The sequence below is a fragment of the Micromonospora sp. NPDC093243 genome, assembly GCF_044753725.1.
In the GTDB taxonomy this organism is placed as follows: Bacteria; Actinomycetota; Actinomycetes; order Mycobacteriales; family Micromonosporaceae; genus Micromonospora.
The window spans coordinates 547,980-567,468 of record NZ_JBIVNT010000003.1; the positions used below are offsets into that span (position 1 = coordinate 547,980).

General features: G+C 74.2%; 17 protein-coding genes. 9 read left to right on the top strand and 8 right to left on the bottom strand.

Annotated features, from left to right (window positions below; all coding sequences use genetic code 11):
* Positions 1-2 precede the first annotated feature (2 nt).
* The 3 genes from ACIP9D_RS12160 to ACIP9D_RS12170 all read left to right on the top strand — a co-directional run bounded on the left by ACIP9D_RS12160 (position 3) and on the right by ACIP9D_RS12170 (position 5,489).
* Complete coding sequence (locus tag ACIP9D_RS12160) at positions 3-770, top strand: 3-oxoacyl-ACP reductase (protein WP_350869751.1); 768 nt, start codon at positions 3-5, stop codon at positions 768-770.
* A gap of 74 nt (positions 771-844) precedes the next feature.
* A complete protein-coding gene (locus ACIP9D_RS12165; RefSeq protein WP_350869753.1) occupies positions 845-1,558 on the top strand; it encodes a gamma-glutamyl-gamma-aminobutyrate hydrolase family protein in 714 nt (237 codons plus the stop codon).
* A 292-nt stretch (positions 1,559-1,850) separates the two neighbouring features.
* On the top strand, positions 1,851-5,489 hold the full coding sequence (locus tag ACIP9D_RS12170) for a SpoIIE family protein phosphatase (RefSeq protein ID WP_350869755.1): 3,639 nt from the start codon (positions 1,851-1,853) through the stop codon (positions 5,487-5,489).
* Positions 5,490-5,513: 24 nt separating this feature from the next.
* On the opposite strand, the gene ACIP9D_RS12175 is transcribed toward ACIP9D_RS12170, so the two are convergent.
* Positions 5,514-5,828 carry an STAS domain-containing protein gene (locus ACIP9D_RS12175; RefSeq protein ID WP_350869756.1) on the bottom strand — a complete coding sequence of 105 codons (315 nt, stop codon included), beginning with the start codon at positions 5,826-5,828 and terminating at the stop codon, positions 5,514-5,516.
* Positions 5,829-5,922: 94 nt separating this feature from the next.
* Here ACIP9D_RS12175 and map point away from each other — a divergent pair, with 94 nt between their 5' ends.
* Both map and ACIP9D_RS12185 read left to right on the top strand, forming a co-directional pair.
* Positions 5,923-6,780, top strand: coding sequence for a type I methionyl aminopeptidase (gene map / locus ACIP9D_RS12180; protein ID WP_350869758.1), 858 nt, complete (start codon positions 5,923-5,925; stop codon positions 6,778-6,780).
* Entirely contained in the window at positions 6,777-7,493 is a 717-nt protein-coding gene (locus tag ACIP9D_RS12185; protein WP_350869760.1) for a VIT1/CCC1 transporter family protein, read from the top strand. The genes map and ACIP9D_RS12185 overlap by 4 nt, the downstream gene beginning before the upstream one ends.
* A gap of 9 nt (positions 7,494-7,502) precedes the next feature.
* On the opposite strand, the gene ACIP9D_RS12190 is transcribed toward ACIP9D_RS12185, so the two are convergent.
* The 7 genes from ACIP9D_RS12190 to ACIP9D_RS12220 all read right to left on the bottom strand — a co-directional run bounded on the left by ACIP9D_RS12190 (position 7,503) and on the right by ACIP9D_RS12220 (position 14,008).
* Entirely contained in the window at positions 7,503-8,240 is a 738-nt protein-coding gene (locus ACIP9D_RS12190) for a nucleotidyltransferase domain-containing protein (protein WP_350869762.1), read from the bottom strand.
* A 116-nt stretch (positions 8,241-8,356) separates the two neighbouring features.
* Positions 8,357-8,857, bottom strand: coding sequence for a nitroreductase family deazaflavin-dependent oxidoreductase (locus tag ACIP9D_RS12195; RefSeq protein ID WP_350869764.1), 501 nt, complete (start codon positions 8,855-8,857; stop codon positions 8,357-8,359).
* A gap of 56 nt (positions 8,858-8,913) precedes the next feature.
* Positions 8,914-11,718: an ABC transporter permease gene (locus ACIP9D_RS12200; RefSeq protein ID WP_350869766.1), complete on the bottom strand. Its 2,805-nt coding sequence runs from the start codon at positions 11,716-11,718 to the stop codon at positions 8,914-8,916.
* The gene (locus tag ACIP9D_RS12205) at positions 11,715-12,449 is read right to left on the bottom strand and encodes an ABC transporter ATP-binding protein (RefSeq protein ID WP_350869768.1); all 735 of its coding nucleotides are present in this window, start codon (positions 12,447-12,449) and stop codon (positions 11,715-11,717) included. Before ACIP9D_RS12205 ends, ACIP9D_RS12200 begins: the two co-directional genes overlap by 4 nt.
* Entirely contained in the window at positions 12,446-13,036 is a 591-nt protein-coding gene (locus ACIP9D_RS12210; RefSeq protein WP_350869770.1) for a PadR family transcriptional regulator, read from the bottom strand. The genes ACIP9D_RS12205 and ACIP9D_RS12210 overlap by 4 nt, the downstream gene beginning before the upstream one ends.
* A gap of 79 nt (positions 13,037-13,115) precedes the next feature.
* The gene (locus ACIP9D_RS12215) at positions 13,116-13,562 is read right to left on the bottom strand and encodes a ferritin-like domain-containing protein (protein ID WP_350869771.1); all 447 of its coding nucleotides are present in this window, start codon (positions 13,560-13,562) and stop codon (positions 13,116-13,118) included.
* The gene (locus ACIP9D_RS12220; RefSeq protein WP_350869966.1) at positions 13,559-14,008 is read right to left on the bottom strand and encodes a hypothetical protein; all 450 of its coding nucleotides are present in this window, start codon (positions 14,006-14,008) and stop codon (positions 13,559-13,561) included. The genes ACIP9D_RS12215 and ACIP9D_RS12220 overlap by 4 nt, the downstream gene beginning before the upstream one ends.
* A gap of 241 nt (positions 14,009-14,249) precedes the next feature.
* Between ACIP9D_RS12220 and rimP the strand changes: the two genes are divergently transcribed.
* The 4 genes from rimP (at position 14,250) to infB (ending at position 19,429) form a co-directional block, all read left to right on the top strand.
* Positions 14,250-14,945 (top strand): ribosome maturation factor RimP, encoded by a 696-nt coding sequence (rimP, locus tag ACIP9D_RS12225; protein WP_350869774.1) that lies wholly within the window; start codon positions 14,250-14,252, stop codon positions 14,943-14,945.
* Entirely contained in the window at positions 14,942-15,985 is a 1,044-nt protein-coding gene (gene nusA, locus ACIP9D_RS12230) for a transcription termination factor NusA (protein WP_350869776.1), read from the top strand. The genes rimP and nusA overlap by 4 nt, the downstream gene beginning before the upstream one ends.
* A gap of 15 nt (positions 15,986-16,000) precedes the next feature.
* Positions 16,001-16,333: a YlxR family protein gene (locus tag ACIP9D_RS12235; RefSeq protein ID WP_350869778.1), complete on the top strand. Its 333-nt coding sequence runs from the start codon at positions 16,001-16,003 to the stop codon at positions 16,331-16,333.
* A gap of 93 nt (positions 16,334-16,426) precedes the next feature.
* Positions 16,427-19,429 (top strand): translation initiation factor IF-2, encoded by a 3,003-nt coding sequence (gene infB, locus ACIP9D_RS12240; RefSeq protein WP_350869780.1) that lies wholly within the window; start codon positions 16,427-16,429, stop codon positions 19,427-19,429.
* Positions 19,430-19,489 lie beyond the last annotated feature (60 nt).

The window sequence follows — 19,489 nt, forward strand, 5'->3', positions numbered from 1 at the left end:
CAGTGCAGGGTCGGTTGCAGGACCGGGTGGCCGTGGTCACCGGCGCGGGCAGCGGGATCGGGCTGGCCACCGTGCGGCGGTTCGCCGCCGAGGGGGCCCGGGTGGTCTGCGTGGACATCGACGCGGAGGCGGGTAAGCGGGCCGCGGACGAGGTGGGCGGCGAGTTCGTCGCCACCGACGTCGCGGACGAGACGGCCGTCCGGGACCTCTTCGACGGGGTGGCCGAACGGCACGGCCGGGTGGACGTGGCGTTCAACAACGCCGGCATCTCGCCGCCGGAGGACGACTCGATTCTGGAGACCGGCCTGGACGCCTGGGAACGGGTGCTGCGGGTCAACACCACGAGCGTCTACCTCTGCTGCAAGTACGTGATCCCGCACATGCGCCGGCAGGGCAAGGGCTCGATCATCAACACCGCCTCCTTCGTGGCGCTGATGGGGGCGGCCACCTCGCAGATCGCGTACACCGCGAGCAAGGGTGGCGTGCTGGCGATGACCCGGGAGCTGGGGGTGCAGTTCGCCCGGGAGGGGATCCGGGTGAACGCGCTCTGCCCCGGCCCGGTCGCCACCCCGCTCCTGCTGGAACTCTTCGCCGCCGACCCGGAACGGGCCGCCCGCCGGCTGGTGCACGTACCGATGGGCCGGTTCGGGAACCCGGCGGAGATCGCCGCCGCGGTGGCGTTCCTGGCCAGTGACGACGCGTCCTTCATGACCGCCGCCCAGTTCGTGGTGGACGGCGGCATCACCGGCGCCTACGTCACGCCGCTGTGAGCGCGAGGAGTGAGCCGGGTTTGCGAGCCCCGCAGTCGCGATCGGTGCCGGTCCGGTGACCGAGGAGTGAGTCGGTGACCCGGCCGCTGATCGGGGTCAGCGCCTACGTCGAGCCGGCCGGCTGGGCGGTCTGGCGGGACGTGCCCGCGGTGCTGGTGCCCGAGGCGTACGTGCGGGCGGTGACCGCGGCCGGCGGCCGGGCGGTGGTGCTGCCCCCGGACGACCGCGACGCGGACGTGCTGCGGGTGCTGGACGGGCTGATCCTGGCCGGCGGCGCCGACGTGGACCCGGCCCGGTACGGCCAGCTCCCGGCCCCGCGCACGGAGAGCCGGCAGGATCGGGACGCCGGCGAGTTGACCCTGCTCACCGCCGCGCTCGACGTCGGGCTGCCGTTGCTCGGGATCTGCCGGGGCATGCAGTTGCTCGCCGTCGCCTACGGCGGGGTCCTGCACCAGCACCTGCCGGAGGTGGTCGGGCATGACCGGCACCGTCCGGCGCCCGGTGTCTACGGCACGCACCCGGTCCGGTTCGCCCCGGGCAGCCTGGCCGGGGCCGTGATGGCCGGGGTGGACCGGGTCAACTCGTACCACCACCAGGGGGTGGCCGATCCGGGGCGGCTCACCGTCACCGGCTGGGCCGACGACGGGGTCGTCGAGGCGGTGGAGGACCCGGACCGGCCGTTCGTGCTGGGTGTGCAGTGGCACCCGGAGAACGAGGCGGATCCGCGGCCGGTCGCCGCGTTGGTCCGGGCAGGCCGGGACCGGGCTCTCGGGCACCTGCGAGGCTGACCGCCGGTCACACCCGGTGTAGCCGATGTCACATTTCCGCCAGGCCCGCGCCGACGCTCGCCATCCCACCGGTCAGCCACGCTCCTCAATGGGCCTGCCGGAGCGGGCTGCCGGCGGGACGGGCCCGGACCAGCCGGCGATCGCCTCGCCGTCGCGTCGCGGCTGGCGCGGAAGGCAAACAGCGCTCCCGCCGCGCCATGCGTTACGTTGCCGCTCGGCTGGGGTACATGGCGGAGCACGGCGGATGGAGATCATCGGCTGACGGGTGGGGATGGCCGGAGCGGGAGGCTGCATGAGTTCGCCGCTGGGGGGCGCGGACCGGGGGCAACGCCCGGACGGCGGGAAACTGCCCCCGCCGCTGGCCGCGGCCTTCGCGGCCGGCGGCGAGATGGGTCGCCGCCTCGGTGACCTCGACTGGTCCCGCACCTCGCTGGGCACGCCGCACCGCTGGCCGCCCGCCCTCTCCGGAGCCGTCAGCATGATGCTCGCCTCCAGCGCCCAGATCGTCATGTTCTGGGGCGAGGAGCAACTCGCCTTCTACAACGACGCCTACCGCCCGACGATCGGCAGCAAGCACCCGCAGGTGCTGGGCCAACCAGCCCGGACGTACTGGGCGGAGACCTGGGACGTGCTCGCCCCGCTGCTGGACGGCGTACGGAGCAGCGGTCGCTCGTACCGGGGCGAGGACCACCAGTTCCTGATCGACCGGCACGGCTTCCTCGAGGAGACCTACTTCGACGTCTGCTACGACCCGATCCGCGGCGGCGACGGGTCGGTCGCCGGCGTCTTCTGCATCGTGAACGAGACCACCGGGCGGGTGGTCGGCGAGCGCCGGCTGCGGGCGTTGGCCGAGCTGGGCACCGAACTGGCCGACGTCGGCTCCGGCGCCGAGCTGGGCCGGACGATCGCCGAGGTGCTCGACCGGCACCGGGCCGACGTGCCCTTCGCCCAGATCTGGCTCCGAGCTGACGCCGACCGGTTCACCCTTGCCGGGTGCAGTGGCGTGGAGCCCGCGGCGGTCACCGCCCGGGCCGACCTGCTCGCCTCGGTCGCCGGCGACGGGCCCGCCCTGGTGGGGGTGGCCGAGGTGCTCGATTCGGTGCCGGCCGGGGCGGGTGACAAGGCTCTGGTGCTGCCGATCACCGCGACCAACGAGACCGTCGGTGCGCTCGTGGTGGGCGTGGGCCGCCGGTTGCCGCTCACCGACGAGTACCGCACCTTCCTGGATCTGGTCGCCAGCCAGGTCAGCCGCGCGGTGGGCAAGCAGCGGGCGTACGAGCAGGAACGGGCGCGAGCCGCCGAACTGGCCGCCCTGGACCGCGCCAAGACCAACTTCTTCGCCAACGTCAGCCACGAGTTCCGCACCCCGCTCACCCTGGTGCTCGGCCCGCTGGAGGACCTGCTCGCCGATCCCACTCTGCCGGCCGGTCACATCGACCGGCTCACCGTGGTGCACCGCAACGCGCTGCGCCTGCTCAAGCTGGTCAACACGGTGCTCGACTTCTCCCGGCTGGAGTCCGGCCGGCTGGCCGCCCGCTACGAGCCCACCGACCTGGCGGACTACACCTCCCGCCTTGCCAGCACGTTCCGCTCGGCGATCGAACGGGCCGGGCTACGGCTGCGGGTCGACTGCCCTCCGCTGCCCGCGCCCGTCTTCGTGGACCGCGACATGTGGGAGAAGGTCGTCCTCAACCTGGTGTCGAACGCGGTCAAGTTCACCTTCCACGGCGAGATCCGGGTCCGGGTCCGGGCGGTCGACGGCGCGGCCCGGGTGGAGGTCGAAGACACCGGCGTGGGCATCGCGCCGGAGCAGCTGCCGCACGTCTTCGAGCGGTTCCATCGGGTGCCCGGTGCGCGTTCCCGTACCCACGAGGGGACCGGGATCGGCCTGGCGCTGGTCCGCGAACTGACCGAGATGCACGGCGGTGAGGTCACGGTGACCAGCCGCGTCGACGAGGGCAGCACCTTCACGGTGACCGTCCCGTTCGGCTCCGCGCACCTGCCGCCGGAGCGGGTGACCGACACCGGGCTGACCCCCGCCGAGCCGAGGCAGGCCCGGCTGCACGTCATGGAGAGCGCACTCTGGACCGGCCAGGACGAGCCGCCGCGTCCTGCGGGCGTCGCCCCCGCGGGGCGGATCCTGGTCGCCGACGACAACGCCGACCTGCGAGAACACGTCACCCGGCTGCTCTCGCCGACCTGGGACGTGGTCACCGCGAGCGACGGCGCGCAGGCGCTACGGCTCGCCGCTGAGGGCGACTTCGACCTGGTGCTCACCGACGTGATGATGCCCCGGCTGGACGGGTTCGGGCTGGTCACCGCGCTGCGGGCGGACCCACGTACCCGGTACGTGCCGATCGTGCTGCTCTCCGCCCGGGCCGGGTCGGCCGACGCGGTGGCCGGCCTCTCGGTCGGTGCGGACGACTACCTGACCAAGCCCTTCTCCGCGCAGGAGCTGATCGCCCGGGTGCGGGCCAACGTCGAGCTTGGTCAGTTGCGCGGCCAGCTGATCCGCGGACTCCGGGGGCTGGCCGACGCGGCGGTGGCGGTGAACACGGCCCGCTCCACCACTGATGTTCTCCAGGTCGCCGCCCGGCACGCGCTCAGCCTCGCCGAGGCCGCCCTGGTGGTGATCAACGCCAATGGTGCCCGCGTCGAGGCCGACGCCGGGGGTAGCACCGCCCCGGACCCCTCGTTCACGCTGGCGCTCACCGGCCCCGGCGGCGACACCCTGGGCGAGCTGCGGGTGTGGCGTCCGGACGGGGACGGCGCGGAGACCGACGAGGCGGCGCTGACCCAGCTCGCCCGGCTGGTCGGGGCGCGGCTGGAGAACGCCCAGCTCTACGAGGCCGAGCACCGCATCGCCAACACGTTGCAGCACAGCCTGCTGCCCCGGTCGCTGCCGCAGTTGCCGGGCGCGGTGGTGGCCAGCCGGTACCTGCCGGGTAGCGCCGACGTCGAGGTCGGCGGCGACTGGTACGACGTGGTCGCGCTCAACGACCAGGAGATGGTGCTGGTCATCGGTGACGTGGTCGGCAAGGGCGTGCAGGCCGCCGCGGCGATGGGCCAGCTGCGTAACGCGCTGCGGGCGTACCTGCTGGAGGGGTTCGACCCGGGCGAGTCGCTGACCCGGCTGAACCGGCTGGTCGGCTCGACCGAGCACCGGCCGCTCGCCACCGTGGTCTGCCTGCTGTTCCAGTCCCGCACCGGGCGGCTGCGGTACGCCAGTGCCGGCCATCCGTCCCCCTTGGTCATCCGCGGGGGTGAGGCCGTGTTCCTGCATGACCGCGCGCTGGGTCCGCCGGTCGGCGCGCTGCCGGAGACGTCGTACCGGACGGTGGCGGGCGAGCTGGCCCCCGGCAGTCGGCTGCTGCTCTACACCGATGGGCTGATCGAGGACCGGCAGGTCGGCATCGACGCGGCGTTGGCGCAGCTGCGGGCGGACGCGGCCAGTCCGGTCGAGCACGTGGTGGACCTGGTCGACGCCGTGGTGGCCCGGGTCGCTGGACGGCCCCGACGCGACGACGTGGCGGTGCTCGCGCTGGAGGCCGCCGAGCTCAACCGGTTCGCGCTGCGGCTGCCGGCCGACCCGACCCGACTCAGCGTGCTGCGCAAGCGGCTGGAGGACTTCCTGGTCGCGCACGGCGTCGGCGAGACGGACCTCTTCGACCTGACCGTGGCGATCTCGGAGGCCGCCGCCAACGCCATCGAGCACCCGGTCACCCCCGCCGAGGCGACGATCAGCGTCGAGGTGACGATCGAGGACGGGACGGTGGTGGCCACGGTGCGCGACAGCGGACAGTGGCGGGAGTCGACCGGGTCCGGCTTCCGGGGGCGCGGGCTCTCGCTGATCCGCGCGTTGGGGGAGCTTTCGGTCAGCCGTACCCCGAGCGGCACCGAGGTGACGCTGCGCCGGAGGCTGCAGAGCTGAGCCCCGTCCGGCGGGCGCCGCGGTTCAGACCGGGCGAAGCCAGGGCTGCTCGCCGAGGCCTGCGATCTCCAGCACCCGGCGGACCTGCCGGGACGGCAGCACGGTGAGCGTGCCCGGGAACTGCCGGGCCAGCTGGACCACGGCGTGGATCGCGGCCGAGTCGAAAAAGGTCACCGCCCGCAGGTCGAGCGTGACCCGCGCCGCGGGCTCGCGGAGCGCGGTCTGGCGCATGGTGTCGGCGGTCGACATGTCGACCTCTCCCACCACCACCACCTGGAGGTGATCGCCGTCGATCTCCGCGGTGGCGGAGAAGACGGGCGGCGCTGCCCCTTGATCCACGCAGACACAGTGGCACAGCGGGCCAGGTGGGGCAACAACCCTCCGGGACGGGCCGTGGCGGGGCTCACCCCCAGCACGACGATAGGCTTGCGCTATGACCGTCCGTTCGCCGCTGACCCCAGGCACGCTCTCCCCGTGGCGACCGGTGCCTGACCACATTCCTCGCCCCGAGTACGTCGGCAAGAAGGGCCCGCAGGAGTGGCGGGGGTCGCACGTCCAGACCCCGGAGACCATCGAGAAGATGCGGATCGCCAGCCGGCTGGCCGCCCAGGCGACCCAGCTCGCCGGGGAGCACTGCAAGCCGGGCGTCACCACCGACGAGATCGACCGGGTGGTGCACGAGTTCCTCTGCGACCACGGCGCCTATCCGTCGACGCTGGGCTACCGGGGCTTCCCGAAGTCCTGCTGCACCAGCCTCAACGAGGTCATCTGCCACGGCATCCCGGACTCCACGGTGCTCGCCGACGGCGACATCATCAACGTCGACGTCACCGCGTACATCAACGGTGTGCACGGCGACACCGACGCCACGTTCTGCGTCGGCGAGGTCAGTGACGAGGCCCGGCTGCTGGTCGAGCGGACCCACGAGGCGATGATGCGGGGCATCCGGGCCGTCGTCCCGGGCCGGCAGATCAACGTGATCGGCCGGGTCATCGAGTCGTACGCCAAGCGCTTCGGCTACGGCGTGGTCCGGGACTTCACCGGCCACGGCATCGGCGAGTCCTTCCACAGCGGGCTCTACGTGCCGCACTACGACAGCCCCCGGCCGACCGACGTGATGGAACCGGGCATGACGTTCACCATCGAGCCGATGATCACGCTGGGCACCTACCAGTACGACATGTGGGACGACGGCTGGACCGTCGTCACGAAGGACCGCAAGTGGACCGCGCAGTTCGAGCACACCATCCTGGTGACCGAGGACGGCCACGAGATCCTGACCCTTCCGTGACCGACACGCCCGCCGCACTGCGCGAGGCCCACCACGCCGACGTGTCCGGCGGGTGGCTGCGACCGGCCGTGTTCGGGGCAATGGACGGCCTGGTCACCAACATCGCGCTGATCGCCGGTGTCGGCGGTGGTGGCGTGTCGCCGCGCAGCATCGTGCTCACCGGCACGGCCGGCCTGGTCGCCGGAGCCATCTCGATGGGGCTGGGCGAGTACACCAGCGTCCGGTCGGCCAACGAGCAGGTCGCCGCCGAGGTGGCCAAGGAGCGCCGCGAGCTGGAGCGGCACCCCGAGGCGGAGGCGCGCGAGCTGGCCGAGGCGTGGGTGGCCCGGGGGCTGCCCCGGGATCTCGCCGTGCAGGTGGCCGAGGCGGTCCAGCGCAACCCGGAGGAGGCGCTGCGGGTGCACGTCCGGGAGGAGTTGGGCGTCGACCCGGACGACCAGCCGAGCCCGTGGGCCGCCGCGATCTCGTCGTTCATCTTCTTCTCGGTCGGCGCGCTGGTGCCGCTGCTGAGCTACCTGGTCGGCTTCACCAGCCTCGGGCTGGCGCTCGGGGTGGGCGGGCTCGGCCTCTTCGCCGCCGGCGCGGTGGTGGCCCGGTTCACCAACCGACGGTGGTGGACCAGCGGGCTGCGCCAGCTGTTGCTGGGGGCGGCCGCCGCCGCGGCGACCTACCTGGTCGGCGCGTTGATCGGCGTCCAGGGCGGCCTCGGCTGAGCTGGCTGGTCAACCGGTGAGCAGGTCGTCGACGCTGCCGTCGACCGGCTGGCCACGGGCGGCCAGCTCCGCCGACTGACCGGCCAGCACCGCACCCACCTCGGTCATGTCGGCGCCGGCAAGGCCGGTGCGGCGGACCGCGTCGCCCGGATCCCGAAAGTAGGTGCGGCTGAGCAGGCCGTTCACCGTGGCCGCGGCCAGCCGAGCCTCACCGAGCATGAGCAGCGCCTGGTCCGTCTCGTACCACTCGGCGAGCCGGGCGGCCCGGGCGTGCGCCGCGTACCCCCGGTACCAGGCCTGCCGGGCCGCGGCGCTGAACTCGGCCGGGCGCGCCCGGGCCAGTCGGCCGAGGTGTTCGTCGCGCAGGGTCCGCAGCCAGCCGGTCGGGTCGTGCAGCGGGCAGGTGGTGACGTACCGGTCCGCGGTCAGCGGCCAGAGCGGAGAGATCACCCGGGCCTGCCGGAGGTAGTCGTCGGCGCCGGCCACGGTCAGGTCGACAAGCACACCGTCGACCCGCCGGGTGGCCGGGGCCGGGCCGGCGTTCGGCCGGTAGGTCACCACCAGCAGCCCGATCTCGCGGTCGCCGCCGCCGTCGTCGTCGCCGTGAGCCAGCGGCCCGTGCACCGCGAGGGCGAGCACATCGGCCGGGAAGCGCCGCTGGGCCGCTTCCGCCACCCGCTCGGCCACCGTCCACCGGGGATCGGCCAGGTGCCGCTCGAACCCGGCGTCCTCGCTGCTCGCGCTCACGCCGACCACCCCTGCCTCGCGACTGCGCGGACACCTTCACGGCGTCCGCTGCCCGCTCTCAGGACACCGCCGGCCGGCCCCGGTCGCGCGCACCGGTCGCCCCGCTGCGCACCACCCTAGCCACGGCCGTCCGCCCCGGCCGGCGCGCCGCGCCCGACCGGGGCCAGCCGGAAGATGCGGATCTCCCGGCCGCCCGCCCGGCTCACGTACGTCCGGTACGCCGGCCACTCGGTCACCAGCAACTGCCAGAGCCGGTCCCGTTCGGCGCCGGTCGCCACGTCGGCCCGGACCGGGATCTGGCAGCCGCGCACGGTCACCTCCGCCTCAGGTCGGGCGAGCAGGTTCATCGACCAGCCGGGCTGGTGCGGCTGGCCCCAGTTCGAACCGATCACCACGTAGGCGTCGCCGTCCCGCACGTACAGCAGGGGATTGCTGCGCGGTTTGCCGGAGCGGCGGCCGGTGGTGGTGATGATGAGGGACGGGATCAGCCCGAGGGCCACCACCCGACCCCGGGTGAGTCGCCCGACCACCCGGTCGGCCGGGACGAGCAGACGGGCGGCGGCGCCGAACCAGCGGTGGTGGCCGAGGCGGCGGGTGAGGGCTCCGAGCGCGGGCACGGGGACAGTGTGCCGGCTCGGCGTTCCCGGCGGCACCCCCGAGTGTCGGACGTGGTCTAGTCCAGCCGCCGCTCGACGGGCAGCCGGGACCGGGTGAACAGGGCCGCGCCGAGCATCGCCACCAGCGGCACCACCACCAGGATGCCGAGCGCCGACCAGGGCATCACCAGCGGATACGGATCGCTGATCGGCCAGGTTCCGGCGTACTGCCGGTTCATCGAGAACAGGATGATGCCGGCGGTGCCGAGACCGGCCACGATGCCGAGCAGCGAGCCGAGTCCGGCGATCACGCCGGCCTGGCAGAGCGAGAGCAGCCGCCGTACCGTCGGGCTGGCGCCGACCGCGGCCAGGGTGGAGAGGTCGGCGCGACCCTCGGCGGCGGCGAGCCCGGTGGCGATCCCGGCGGCGCCAACGGTGATCAGCCCCGCCGCCGCCGCGAGCAGGAGCAGCACCGGCTCGTTCGCGCCCGGCTGGTGGCCCTTCTCCACCTCGATGGCGTACGAGCCGTACGGGCGCAGCGCGGCGGTGAACCGGTCGAGCTGCCGCTGGTCGGGCCGGGCCGGCGTGGCGACCGCCCAGCCGCTGGTGGACCACGTCAGCCCGAGCTGTGCGGCCGCGGTCCGGGAGAGCAGCAGCCGCTCGGGGCCGACGGTGTCGGGCAGCGCGTACCCGGCCAGCACGCTGAGCGTGCGCGACGGCGGGCCCGCCTCGTCGCCCCGCTCGACCGCGACCGCCACCCGGCCGTCGCGCAGGTAGCTCGGGTCGGTCACCACCGCGCCGCCGGCACGCAGCACGGCGGCGGCGGCCGCCGCGTCGGCCGGCGCCGCGCCGGTGAGGATCGGGATCGCCGCCCCGTCGTCCACCAGCACCGGCAGGTACGGCCCGAAGTAGTCCTGGGACCGGAAGTCGCAGCGCGGGTCGGCGCGGGCCTGCCGCTGGTCCGCGGCACTGAGCCCGTCGCCCGGCTGCCAGGGGCAGATCCGTTCGGGCGGCAGCACCGGGGTGACCATGCACAGGTCGGTCGGGCCCCGCCCCGGGTCGCAGCGGACCTCGTCGAGCGGGGCCACCGCGTCCGCGCCCAGCTGGGTCCGGGCCGCCTCGGCGACCTGGGCGTACCGGTCCGGCGGCTGCTCCGGCCCGGTGTCGGTGACCAGCACGTGCCCGATCGGCATGCTCGGCTGATAGGTGGCGGCGTCGCGGGCCGTGTCGCTGGCCAGGAAGGTGCCGAGGGCGACGCTGCCGGCCACCGCGGCCATCACCGCGGAGATGGCGGGCGCGGCCGACGCCCGGTTGCGGCTGGCGTCGCGCAGCGCGATCCGGGGTGCCAGGGGCAGTGCCCGGCCGAGCCGGGCGAGCAGCCCGATCAGCGTGGGAATGCAGAAGACCAGTCCCAGCTCGCCGAGGATCAGCCCGGCGAGGATGACCGGTGGCGTGGTCCGGGCGGCGCCGAACGCGGCGAGCGCCGCGCCGCCGGCCGTGAGGGCCAGCCCGAGCACCAACCATCGCCCCCGGTGCCGGGGTGCGGTCCGCCGGCCGGCCAGCCCGGCGACCACGTCCTGCCGGGCGGCCGTCCAGGCGGGGGCCAGCGCGGCGAGCACCCCGGCCAGCACCGCGACCCCGGCGATAACCGCGAGCGCCGCCGGCCAGCACCGGTAGCCGCCGAAGCGGGCGCCGAAGATGAACTCCTCGACCAGCGGGCGGGCGGCGAAGGCGGCACCGACCCCGAGCGCCAGGCCGGCGCCGGCACCGAGGGATCCCAGCACCACCCCGTCGGCCAGCACCACCCGGCGCAGCTGGGCGGCGTCGCCGCCGGCCACGGCGACCAGGGCAAGGTCGCGGCGCCGCCGTCGTACGCCGACCGCGAAGGCCGGCCCGACCAGCAGCACCACCTCGAGCAGGCCGAGCCCGCCGACCAGCACGCCGGTGCTCAGGTCGGCGGGGTCGGCCAGTCCGCGCTGCTCCGGCCAGTACCCGGGGCCGGCGGCCACCGGAGTCCGCGCGGTCACCACCATGCCCCGCTCGTTGAGCCGGTGGACCAGGCCGGCGTCCACCTCGCCGGGCACGTCGACCAGCCAGGTGGTCTCCGCCTCGGGATCGGTGCGTTGCCCGGCGGTGGGGTGCAGGGCGAGCAGCGGACCCAGCTCGTCCGGGAACTCGACCGTCCCGACCACCCGGTACGACCGGGAGCCGTCGGCGTTGCTGATCTGGTCGCCGACCCGGGTGTCGAGGCGACGCAGGGCGGCCGGGCTCGCCGCGATCTCGCCCGGGGCGGCCGGCACCCGACCGTCGCGCAGGCGCACCGTGCTGCGGGCGAGCGGGTCGGTGAGGTCGAGGGTGCGCCCCTGCACCGTCTCGTCGCGGTCGCCGATCCGGAACGTGACCGGCGTCCAGAGGCGTACCTGGGTGGCCCGGCTGCCCGGCCCGAGCAGCGCGGTCACCTGCTCGGCGGTGGCCACGCGGCCGAACGTCGGGTACTCGGCGTCGCGGGAGTGCCAGGCCTCGCCCCACTGGTCCTGGACGACCGGCCGGTCGCCCATCCAGCGCAGCGCCGCGTCGGCGATCCCGAGCTGCCGGTCGACCCGTTCCTGAGGGGTCAGCTGTCCCATGTCGTAGCTGGCCGCGAGGAACGCCAGCACCAGCACCGGCAAGGTGATCATGGAGAACACCAGCGTGGTCCGGCCCCGCGCCCGGCGCGCCTCCCGCCGGGCGATGCGCAGGGCCGCCCGCCAGGAGCCGACCAGCTCGGCCACCCGCCGCCGGCCGAGCGGTGCGCCGCCCTCCGGTGCGCCCGGCTGCCGGTCGCCCGGCGCTGGTCGGGCGCCGGCCCGCAGCCGGGTCCGTACGCTGGCGCGGACGCTCACCGCCCGCTACCGCTGAGCAGTTGCTCGACGCTGCCGAGCGGGGCCGTCGTGTCGACCAGCACCCCGTCCCGCAGGAAGATCACCCGGTCCGCCCAGCCGGCGTGCCGCGCCTCGTGGGTGACGAGCAGCCCGGCCGCGCCGGCGTCGACCCGGCGGCGCAACAGGTGCAGCACCGCCTCCCCGGTCTGCGAGTCCAGCGCCCCGGTCGGCTCGTCGGCCAGCACGAGCCGCCGCTCGCCGACCAGGGCGCGGGCGATCGCCACCCGCTGCTGCTGGCCGCCGGAGAGCTGGTCCGGGAAGCGGTCGCCCAGCTCGGGCAGGCCCACCTCGGCGAGTGCGGCCAGGGCCAGCTTGCGGGCCCGGCGTACCCCGGTGCCGTCGAGTTCCAGCGGCAGCGCGACGTTCTCCACCGCGCTCAGGCTGCCCAGCAGGTTGAGGTCCTGGAAGATGTAGCCGACCCGGCGTCGGCGCAGCTGGGCCAGGCCGCGGCGGTCCAGCCGCGCCAGCGGCTGCCCCTCGACGTGTACCTCGCCGGCGGTGGGGCTGTCCAGGCCGCCGGCGAGCGTCAGCAGGGTGGACTTGCCGGAGCCGGACGGGCCCATCACGGCCACCAGTTCGCCGGCCCGGACGGTCAGGCTCACCCCGCGCAGGGCGTGCACGGCGGCCGCGTCGGCCCCGTGGGTGCGGTGGACGTCACGCAGTTCGAGCACGGCGACGTCCGGTCCGCTCACCGCCGCGCCTCCTCGTCGACCGGGTGCACCGCCTGAGCCGGCGGTGCGGTCGCCTGCCGGCCGGGGTCGGGCGGGCGGTACCGCACCAGACTGGTCTCGCAGTGGTCCAACCAGCGCACCTCGGCCTCGGCCTGGAACACCATCGCGTCGAGCACCAGCCGCCAGGGCAGGTCCTCCGGCCGGTCGCTGGCGTACTTCAACCGGGTCAACTCCTGCAGGGCCCGCATGGTCGCGCTGCGCTGCGTCTGCACCACCGACCGCACGTCGACGCCGGGGGTGGTGAGCGCCAACGCCAGCTTGATCGCCAGCTCGTCGCGGGGCCGGTCGGTACGGCTGACCGGGGTGGCGAACCAGAGCGCCAGGTCCGCCCGCCCGGCGTCGGTGATCTCGTACGGGCGCTGGCCGGCCTCGCTCTCCGGCAGCGGGCGCACCAGCCCGTCCCGCTCCAGGCGGGAGAGCGTGGTGTAGACCTGCCCGATGTTCAGCGGCCAGGTCGAGCCGGTCGACTCCTCGAACGCGGCCCGCAGCTGGTAGCCGTACATCTTGCCGCGTTCGAGCAGGGCGAGCAGCCCGTGACGGATGGACATGGCCCGGAGTATGCATACCTGGTATGCGACCCGCAAGCTGGGCGGGAGCCGTCGGCGACGTCCACCCGGCGGAGACCGGTCAGGTCGGTCGGCCGGGGAACGGAACGGTCAGCGGGGTGAGCCCGGCGGCGCGCCGCCACCGGGTGGCCCGCACCGCGTAGTCGAGCAGGGCGTCCAGCGCCTGGTCCCGGTCGGCGCCGGTGGTGGCGGCCAGCGCCGCCCGCCAGTGCGCCGCGGTGCGCTCCTCGACCTCGACCGCCAGTCGCAGCGCGCTCGCCCGGTCGGTGACCGGGAACGGCAGGGCGTACCCGGCCTGGTCCGGTGGCACCGTCGCGCCCGTGGTGCTGAGCTGCACCACCAGCGCGTCGCGGCGGCGCCGGTGCGCGGCCTCGGACTGCCGGGCCACGGTGCGGACGGCGCCGGAGAGCCGGATCCCGATCGGGCCGTAGGCGTAGATCGCCGCGTACTCGGCGGTCAGCGCCGCGCCGAGCGCCTCGGCGGTGCTGACCGCTGCGCGCGCTGTCACTTCAGTGCCTCCAGGTGGGTGGCCCGGGCGGCCGCGACCGAGCCGAGCAGGGCGGCCCGCTCCGCGGGTGCCGCGGCGCAGGCGGTGACGGCGGCGTCCCGGCCGGCCCGTTCCCGCTGCACCAGGGCGGCGAGCGCGGTGTCCGGGTCGGCCGGCGGCGGGCCGCTCGGTGCCGCGGCGGTCGAGGGGAGCGGCACCCCGATGACCCGGGCCAGCTCGGCGGCGTGCGCCTGGTGCGCATCGGCGATCGGCGTGAGCCGGTCGGCCAGGTCCGGGTGGGCCCCGGCGGCCTCCCGGTAGCTCGCGGCGAGCGTCAGCGCCTCATCGAGCAGTGGTCGCAGGGGATCGGCCGCCGGGGTCGGCCCGCCGTCCCGGTCGAGAAGATCACAGCCGGTCAGCGGCACCGCCGCGCCACCGAGGGCCAGCAGGGCCCCGGCGCGCAGCAGTCGTCGCCGGGAATGCCCGGATGTCCCGTTGCGCTGTGCAGTCATGCCCGTTGCCACCGGACAAGTCAACACCATGTCCGGTCGTGCCCGGGTCATCGGCGTCGGTGCGCCGCCCGGCCGGGTGGCCGCCAGGCGCGTTACGCTCTGCGCAGCCACCGGCGCGTCCGCACCGGTGGCGAGCCGGCATTGGGCGGGACGACCAGGCAATCGGGTCGCCGTCGATCAGGAGAAGGGTGCGGAGATGACGCAGCGTGGCCGTGCCACCAGGTCGACCGGGCGGCCGCGCGGTGGCGAGCGCCCCGGTGGCGGTGACCGGCCCCGCGGGGGTGACCTCGCCGCCCGGCGCAACCGGTTGCGGGAGGTGATCGAGCCCGTCGTCACGGCCGCCGGCTACGACCTCGAGGACCTCAACGTTTCCCGGGCCGGCCGACGGCACGTGGTGCGGGTGATCGTGGACGCCGACGGCGGGATCAACCTGGACGCCGTCGCGAACGTGTCCCGGGCGGTCTCCACGGCGCTGGACGCCGCGGAGGAGTCCAGCGGCGACATCGTCGCGGGCGAGTACCAGCTCGAGGTCAGCTCGCCGGGCGTGGACCGGCCGCTCACCCTGCCCCGGCACTGGCGACGCAACGTCGGCCGGCTGGTCAAGGTGACCGCCCGGGGCGCGGGCGCGCTGCCCGGCCAGCGTGGCGAGCAGCCCGCCGGCGAACGGCAGCTGACCGGCCGTGTGGTCGAGGCTGACGACGAGGGCGTGGCGCTGGAGACCGATGCCGGCCGCGCGGAACTGACCTACGCCGAGCTCGGCCCCGGTCGGGTGCAGGTCGAGTTCAGCCGCCTCGACGAGATCGAGGAATCGGACGAGCTCGACGACGCCGGCGAGACCGGTGATTCAGACGACTTTGACGACGAAGATGATGTGGAGGACGAGGAGAGGTGAACATCGACCTCGCGGCGCTGCGCGCACTGGAGCGCGAGCGGGAGATCCCGTTCGACACGATCCTCGCGGCGATCGAGACCGCGTTGCTGACCGCCTACCGGCACACCGAGGGCGCCGAGCCGCACGCGCGTGTGGAGATCGACCGCAAGTCCGGCGCGGCCCTGGTGTACGCGCAGGAGATGGACGACGAGGGCGCCGTGGTGCGGGAGTGGGACGACACCCCGCACGACTTCGGCCGGATCGCGGCCATGACCGCCAAGCAGGTGATCCTCCAGCGGCTGCGGGAGGCCACCGACGAGGTGCACTTCGGCGAGTACGTGGGGCGCGACGGCGACCTGGTGACCGGCGTGGTGCAGGCGCACGAGGCGCGGGCGGAGAAGGGCATCGTCAGCGTCGACCTGGGCAAGCTGGAGGGCGTCCTGCCGCAGTCCGAGCAGGTGCCCGGCGAGCGGTACGTGCACGGTGAGCGGATCCGGTGCGTGGTGGTGCACGTGGCGAAGGGCCTGCGCGGGCCGCAGATCACCCTGTCCCGGTCGCACCCGGCGCTGGTGAAGAAGCTCTTCGCGCTCGAGGTGCCGGAGATCGCCGACGGCACCGTCGAGATCGGCGCCATCGCGCGTGAGGCAGGTCACCGCACGAAGATCGCGGTCCGCTCCGCGGCTCCCGGGGTCAACGCCAAGGGCGCCTGTATCGGCCCGATGGGCCAGCGGGTCCGCGCGGTGATGAGCGAGCTGCACGGCGAGAAGATCGACATCATCGACTGGTCGGACGACCCGGCCACCTTCGTCGGCAACGCGTTGTCGCCGGCCAAGGCGCTGCGGGTCGAGGTGGTCGACCTGGCCACCCGGACCGCCCGGGTGACCGTGCCGGACTTCCAGCTCTCGCTGGCCATCGGGCGGGAGGGGCAGAACGCCCGACTTGCGGCCCGGTTGACCGGTTGGCGGATCGACATCCGCTCGGACGCGGAGCAGGCGAACCCGGCCGCCCGGAGCGGAGCTGATCACGTCCCGGAGCCGGGCGGCGCGATCTCCGGCAGCTAGGGGTAGACTTTCTCAGTGACACGACGCGCGCAGCCGGAGCGCACCTGTGTGGGTTGCCGGCAGCGAGCGCCGGCGAGCGAACTTCTGCGGGTCGTCGCGGTCGGTGACGAGGCTGGCTACAGCCTCCGCCCCGATCCGATTCGCAGACTGCCGGGTCGGGGCGCGAACATGCACCCGGATCCGGCCTGCTTCGCGCTGGCAGTGCGGCGACGCGCTTTCGGGCGTGCGCTGCGCGTCGCCGGGGTCCCCGACCACGGCGAGCTTGCGGAGCACATCGATGCGTCAACCACGACGCCCGGTCAGCCCGACCGGGCGCGGGTCGCTAGCAAGGTAGGACGACCGACATGAGCACACGATGAAGTCCCTGAAATGACCAGGCTTCAAGTGCACGAGTGAGGTCGCTGCGGGTGCTGCCCGCACGACCTCGGAGTGAGGAGTGCAGTGGCAGGCAAGGCCCGCGTTCACGAGCTTGCAAAAGAGCTCGGGGTCGAGAGTAAGACCGTTCTCGCCAAGCTGAAGGAAATGGGCGAGTTCGTGAAGTCCGCGTCCAGCACCGTCGAGGCGCCCGTCGCCCGGCGGCTGCGTGGCGCATTCGTCGCGTCCGCCGGCACCTCGGCGCCGACCGCCCCGCCGGCGGCCGCCCCGAGCCCGGCACCGACCCCGACGCCGTCTCCGACCCCGGGTGCGCCCCGGGTCTCGGCCAAGCCGATGCCGCCGCGGCGGCCGGCCGCGCCGGCACCCGGTCCGAAGCCCAAGGGGCCGACGCCCGGTCCGGCGCAGCCCGCGGCCCCGGTCGCGAAGCCGGCGAGTGCGCACGACATCGAGGTGGCGGCCGCCGAGGCGCGTGCCGCCGCGCTGAAGGCTGAGCAGGAGGCCGCGGTCAAGGCCGCCCAGGCCGCCCGCCAGCAGCAGCGGGAGAACGTCCGCCGGGAGCCTCCGGCCGAGGGCGGTCCCCGTCCTGGCCCGCGTCCGGGTCCGAACGCGGCGCCGCCGCGTCCGGGTGCCCCGGCCGCCGGTCGTCCGGGCGCCCCGACGCCGGGCCCCGGTGCCCGTCCGGGCGGTCGTCCGCCGGCGCGCGGCGCCGGTAACAACCCGTTCGGTATCCAGGGTGGCCAGCAGCAGCGGCCCCCGGCGGCCGGCGCGGGTGGTCCGCGGCCCAGCCCGTCGGGCATGCCGCCGCGGCCGAGCCCGGCCTCCATGCCGCCTCGGCCCAGCCCGGCCTCCATGCCGAGCCAGCGTCCGTCCACGGGCCGTCCCGGCCCCGGTGGCGCTGGTCGTCCCGGTGGCGGCGCCGGTCGTCCGGGCGGCGGCGGTGGCGGTGGCTTCCGCGGCGGTCCCGGTGGCGGCGGCGGTGGCGGTGGCTTCCGCGGCGGTCCCGGTGGCGGCGGCGGTGGCGGTGGCTACCGTGGCGGTCCCGGTGGTGGCGGCGGTGGCGCTCCCGGTGGCGGTTTCCGGCCGGGTGCTCCGGCCGGTGGCGGCGGTCGTCCGGGTGCCGGTGGCCGTGGCCGTGGCGGCGGCGCCGCGGGTGCCTTCGGGCGTCCGGGTGGCCGGCCGACGCGTGGCCGCAAGTCCAAGAAGCAGCGCAGACAGGAGTTCGACAACCTGTCGGCTCCGACCATGAGCTCGGGTGCTCCCCGGGGTCAGGGTCAGGTCGTCCGGCTCTCCCGTGGCGCCTCGCTGTCGGACTTCGCCGACAAGATCAACGCCAACCCGGGTTCGCTGGTCCAGGAGATGTTCAACCTGGGCGAGATGGTCACCGCGACCCAGTCCTGCTCTGACGACACCCTGCTGCTGCTGGGTGAGCACCTGGGCTTCGACATCCAGATCGTCAGCCCGGAGGACGAGGACCGCGAGCTGCTCGCGCAGTTCAACATCGACCTCGACGCCGAGGTCGCGGAGGACCGTCTGGTCAGCCGTGCGCCGGTGGTGACCGTCATGGGTCACGTCGACCACGGTAAGACCAAGCTGCTCGACGCGATCCGTAAGGCGAACGTGGTGGCCGGCGAGGCGGGTGGCATCACCCAGCACATCGGCGCCTACCAGGTCCACGTCCCGCACGAGGGCGAGGACCGGGCGGTGACCTTCATCGACACCCCGGGTCACGAGGCGTTCACCGCCATGCGTGCCCGCGGTGCCCAGGTGACGGACATCGTGGTGCTGGTGGTCGCGGCCGACGACGGCGTGATGCCGCAGACCATCGAGGCGTTGAACCACGCCAAGGCGGCCGACGTGCCGATCGTGGTGGCGGTCAACAAGGTCGACAAGCCGGAGGCCAACCCGGACAAGGTCCGCCAGCAGCTGACCGAGTACGGGCTGGTCGCCGAGGAGTACGGCGGCGACACCATGTTCGTCAACGTGGCCGCGAAGCCCGGTATCGGCATCGACGAGCTGCTCGAGGCCGTCCTGCTGACCGCCGACGCGTCGCTGGAGCTGACCGCTCCGATCGACGGGCCGGCACAGGGTGTGGCGATCGAGGCGCACCTCGACAAGGGTCGCGGTGCGGTGGCGACGGTGCTGGTGCAGAAGGGCACCCTGCGGGCGGGCGACTCGATCGTCGCCGGTGGGGCGCACGGCCGGGTTCGGGCGATGCTCGACGAGAACGGCAACCAGGTCGCCGAGGCGGGCCCGGCACGTCCGGTGCTGGTCCTCGGTCTGACCGCGGTGCCGGGCGCCGGTGACACCTTCCTCGCCGCGGCGGACGACCGCACGGTGCGGCAGATCGCCGAGCAGCGGCAGGCACGGCGGCGGGCGGCGTCCTTCGCCAACTCGCGCGGCCGGGCCACCCTCGAGACGCTCATGGAGCAGCTCAAGGAGGGCGAGAAGACCTCGCTCAACCTGGTGCTCAAGGGCGACGGCTCCGGTTCGGTGGAGGCCCTCGAGGACGCGCTGTTCAACCTCGACATCCCCGAGGAGGTCCAGCTCAGGATCATCCACCGGGGCGTCGGCGCGATCACCGAGAGCGACGTCATGCTCGCGAGCGCCTCGTCCGAGGCGGTCACGATCATCGGCTTCAACGTGCGGGCCGCCAACAAGGTCCGCGAGATCGCCGACCGCGAGGGCGTGGAGATCCGGTACTACACGGTCATCTACCAGGCCATCGAGGAGATCGACGCGGCGCTCAAGGGGCTGCTCAAGCCGGAGTACGAGGAGGTCGAGCTGGGCTCCGCGGAGATCCGCGACGTGTTCCGCTCGTCCAAGATCGGCAACATCTCCGGTTGTATCGTCCGCTCCGGTGTCATTCGCCGCAACGCGAAGGCACGGCTGCTGCGCGACGGCGCGGTCGTGGCGGACAACCTCACGGTCAGCTCCTTGAAGCGGTTCAAGGACGACGCGACGGAGGTCCGGGAGGGCTTCGAGTGTGGTCTGACCCTGGGCGGGTTCAACAACGTCCAGGTCGGCGACATCATCGAGACCTTCGAGATGCGGGAGAAGCCGCGCGCCTGATCCTGCGGTGACAACGCTGATCAAGGGGTTTACGCCGGAAGGCGTAAACCCCTTGATCAT